Raw genomic sequence first — 4361 nt, 5'->3', positions numbered from 1 at the left:
TAGTTTGAACCGCCCCGGATATATTAGAGGCTATTTATTTAAGTTGGACCGCTAAAGCTTACGGTGCTGATAACCGCATCATTGAACGAATTGAAGCAATACAAAGCAGTCATACCATCCAAGTGTCAACGACTTCAGGCTACAGCACAGATATTTCGGCAAAGCGCTCTATAGAGCACGGCAGCTGATTGAGAGCTTCTTTGCCAAGCTTAAGTAGTACCGTATGATTGCTACTCGCTCTGATAAGTTAGCCAGTCATTTCTTCTGTTGTTTGGCTTAATTGATGTCACGTCCCAGTCTTCCCTAATTAGTAATTTGGTTTAGAAAACTTCTCTTTTACGCTTACTTGCTTGAATATCTACTATCGCTTGTGTTGTTCTCAATCTAAAGTTTTTTGACTATAGCAATTTAATTCTGTTTCGCTGGAAGAGGTTGATTAAGTATAGACAAATCTACATTTGGCATCATGGAAAGATTATATTGCCACCTTCGGTACTGCTCTACCCATAGCCTTTCTTTTGCTTTAAACTCTTCTTCTAAATGATGAATTTGGTTTCTTAGCTCAGCATTTTCGTTGATAAGTATATCAATAGTCACATCACCCATTGTTTCAATGACCTGTGACTTTACCTCTTTAAGCGTTTGCTTACGTCTATTAAATGCCTGTTTGACCTCAGGGTAGCCCATTAGAGTAAACTTAGAGACAGAATCTTTCCCTAAAGCAGAAGCAACTCGGACAGCGAACTTATCCCATGTCAGCTTGCCTGACCATTTCTTCAATATGTCTTCAACTAAATCCAATTCCTTTTCGCTTATAAGTTTTGGCTTCATAACCCACCCTCTAAAATCGCTAGAAAGTTAGACTCTGTTGTGAGAGTAATCTTTTCACTCAAGGTTGAGTTATCTGTGACCTCTGTAGAATATCCAAGCTCGTTTAGTGCTATTCGCGTTAAGCTCACATCTAGAGCTTCTGGAACACGGATAATAAGCCCTTCAGGATAGTCATCATTATCTAAATATGTTAACAGAGTCTTAATTATTGCAAGTTTTTTACTTTGATAAATGACCCAGCTACTAGCACCTGAATAGTCGTTATTATCAGCTTCTACTGCTCTATTAAGCTCATGTTTGACAACCTGCTCTAATTCTAATAATCGCTCTTTTGTATTCGGCATACCTTTAATGCAAGAGTGCTCTTTACACGTTACACATTCACCTGCTTTTGAACATGGTGACATAGTCCAATCATGCTCGCAGTATCCAAACCCAGAAGCTTGAACTACACCATATCGATCTTTATGACCTAGCATTTCAAAAGTAATAGGTACATTAACCTTTACAGCTTGTAGAGCTTTAGTCCCGTCGTGAGCCTCTAGGCCAAGACTAATTAGTTTTCTTGACTCCTTTGCCAATTCCTCCATAGGACGTAAATCATAAGCTCTGTTGTCTTGAATACGGCTACGTCCTGCAAACATTGCTAAGTCTAATGACTCCATCTCGCCACGTTCAGCCATTGTAGACAACCACACTCGAATTTGATGCGAAGTAATTACTAAGTTGTCTCCGTTTTGTTCCTTTAATCCCACAGATGTAAACAAAGACTGAACTATTGTGCCATTTTTTCTTTTATGAATACTGCCTAAAGCAACATTTAGTTGATTTATAGTAGGAGCAGTAAAACTATAGCCTTTAGATTGAAACTCGCTATGAAGCTCGTTGTCTCTAACAAGGCATAACATGTCTGATACAGGCTTATTAATTTCTGAAAGATTAGGAAACTTAGGAAAAGACTTTTTATAATTTCCCACAGTATAAGCAGCTAAATCTCGATAGGTAATACAGTCCTTTGTTTCAAAAAGATTTTGAATCCACTTTTGCTTGTAGTAATTCAAGAAAGCACTTCTTTCTATAGATTCAGCAGAATCATTCGGTATATTGTCCTGTGAAAGCCCCATAGCCGCTGCAAACTCTAGAATAGTCAGTGGAGCATCTTCGCGATGATCTCCTGCGGTAATGCAGCCATCATGTCGATAGAACTCATTAGGATGCTTGATTGACCACTGTGCAGCTCTTCTAGCAGGCTCTCCAATGTCAATTAGCCTTTGCACCGCCTCTCTCACCGTTGGCTCAATTAGAGGGTGTACAGGCTTCGGTATAAATCCACCACCTTTAGCAGCGACCCAACGAATATTTAAAATAGTATGCTCTTCTTTGACGACTTTACCCGAAGCATCAACCACCTCCTTAAATGCTGTTGTTTCAAATAAACAATCTGTAGTCAGAAAATGTAGCTCTCCACCTCTGCTTGGAGCAGCCATCAATAATACAGCTTGAGATGAATAAAATTGCTCATAAGGCGTTCTAGCTAACCGAAAAGCATCAGCTAAACAACTAATCTGGTGACTAGTTAATAATCTATTTTCTTGCCAAGCTCTATCTTCGTGAGAAGTTCCTGTAGCCTTTTCATTTGGTCGTTTCCAAGGGTTTTTCCATATTGGTATCGTTAAGTTTATTTTATACTCTTGAATATCACTCAATAAACTTTCAAGCACTTGACCAGCACGATATAATGTACCTGAAGATAGACGATTTTCTAAGCTCTCAGTAGTTTTTCGTAGTGTTATACCATTGAAATCAAGAATATCAGCGCTTTCATTAGTTTCGACTAGCATTTCATAAACAGTTTTCAGCACAACCATATAATTTGCAGGATTTCTTTCTTTCCATGTTTGCAAGTCTCTCATGTATGCTTTCGCAAAATCTCTAAAAGGTTGTAGCATTAACTCCCCAGTCTTATTACATTGAGATTTTAGTCCAGTAAAATGCATAGATGAGCTACTACCATTTTTATATATAACCTTCCAGTTGTCGCTATTGAAGCCACCTTGATCCTCATAAATACTCAAGTTACTCTTGGCTCTCTCAATAAAATCAAGAAGGTTTTTTTTGCACTCAACTTCATGCTTTGGCGTAAAAGGTATAACCTGTGTCATATCAAAGCACCTCCTCTAGCTTGATTTTATCGCATGCATTCATAATAGCTTTGACATGGGCTAGTTGAAGATTAAACGATTGTAAAATCAAATCGCTAGCTCCCATAGCTTGCTTATGTTCAATTTCTTCCATTAGATCCAGTAACACATCTTCCCAAGGAGCGTCTAATAATGGTTGAAACTGACTGCATAAAAGACAGGCTTTCAAGCCACTGTTACAGGCAGGAGAGCCTCCACAGTTACCTACCTGATTGTTTGAAGATTGGAAGACACGGCTATTAGGATCATTACCTCTTAATGCTTGAGCTTCGGAATAAATAAGACGCCCTTCAAATTTTGCAGATAACAACTCCATTGCATCATTCATCTTGTCAAAAATTCTCAGTGCTAACTCACCTGTATGCTGAGTATATACACTCAGTTGCTGAGTATCTGAATGATCAAGCAAGTAGGCTAGCTGTACACCTGTAATACCATTCCTAACAAGATTGGTCGCTCTAGTTCGCCTACATCTTATAGGTGTAAAGTGAATGTAGTCGCCTGTACGCTCAGAAATAGCATCACATTTACGGGATATTCGTCTATCCATATAATGAACGTCAATTGCAGATAGATGTAAGTAATCAGGAGTATTTACAATAACGTCTTTATAGTCGCTTACTTTCATTTCTCGCAATGAATCGCGATTCAAAAAAATAGGTAACTGTTCAATATCGTTATCGTCAAGTCTAGGCAATTTAGAAGAAACAAAGGATTTAACCTCATTAACTTGATTTACTACAATCAAATATAAGTCTTCAGTAATAGTTAAAGACCTGCATTCAGAACGGAATTTACCACCTCTTTGTTTCGCTCTTGGGATATTAATAGAATATATATTTCTATTATTGACCACTTTATGAGTAACGTCACATATTCTTAACGCTCTGATTTGGCTTGGTCTTCTAGCTGTTGCATATATAAAATAGAGCCATGTAAACTCCTCTAAAGACAAGATTTTCTCTTGAAAAGCGTTACCCGCCCATATTAATAATGATTGCTGTTCAGTGAGCGTATAAGCGCCCGTATGAGGACATTGATGTAAAACAGCTTTACCTTTTACATTTCCCTTTAAGACTAGCCGATCAAGTGTATCTGATATATCACTATTAACCCCTGGATGTTTCCACTCAACCCAATTTCTCAGTAATGAGCGAATCGTTCCCAACTTATACTCATTTTCAGAGTCTAAAGTTGATTTATACTTCAAAATTAGCTCTGAGCTAATTTTGCCACCTGTGTAGATGTTGGGATCTAACAAATATTGCTTGAAATAATGCCAACAATTTTGAGTATGCTTTGCGGAGACCTCTTCAGCCATCCGTGCAG

The 4361-nt window shown here is 38.2% G+C and carries 3 protein-coding genes; all 3 read right to left on the bottom strand.

Translation table 11 applies throughout. The features are described from left to right. Positions 1-408 precede the first annotated feature (408 nt). Complete coding sequence (locus tag ACT3TU_RS13575) at positions 409-831, bottom strand: hypothetical protein (RefSeq protein ID WP_192523828.1); 423 nt, start codon at positions 829-831, stop codon at positions 409-411. Further along, on the bottom strand, positions 828-2993 hold the full coding sequence (locus ACT3TU_RS13570; protein WP_225735263.1) for a hypothetical protein: 2166 nt from the start codon (positions 2991-2993) through the stop codon (positions 828-830). Before ACT3TU_RS13570 ends, ACT3TU_RS13575 begins: the two co-directional genes overlap by 4 nt. 1 nt (position 2994) lies before the next feature. Continuing rightward, the coding region (locus ACT3TU_RS13565) for a site-specific integrase (protein WP_444784489.1) at positions 2995-4361 on the bottom strand (1367 nt) is incomplete at its 5' end.

Source organism: Psychrobacter sp. AOP3-A1-26 (genome assembly GCF_052378235.1).
Classification (GTDB): domain Bacteria; phylum Pseudomonadota; class Gammaproteobacteria; order Pseudomonadales; family Moraxellaceae; genus Psychrobacter.
This window is presented reverse-complemented; position numbering and strand designations above follow the sequence as displayed.

What these genes read in the sequence shown, in the direction of transcription:
- ACT3TU_RS13575 (WP_192523828.1), bottom strand. Translation starts at nt 831, where the DNA reads ATGAAGCCAAAACTTATAAGCGAAAAGGAATTGGATTTAGTTGAAGAC.
- ACT3TU_RS13570 (WP_225735263.1), bottom strand. Translation starts at nt 2,993, where the DNA reads ATGACACAGGTTATACCTTTTACGCCAAAGCATGAAGTTGAGTGCAAA.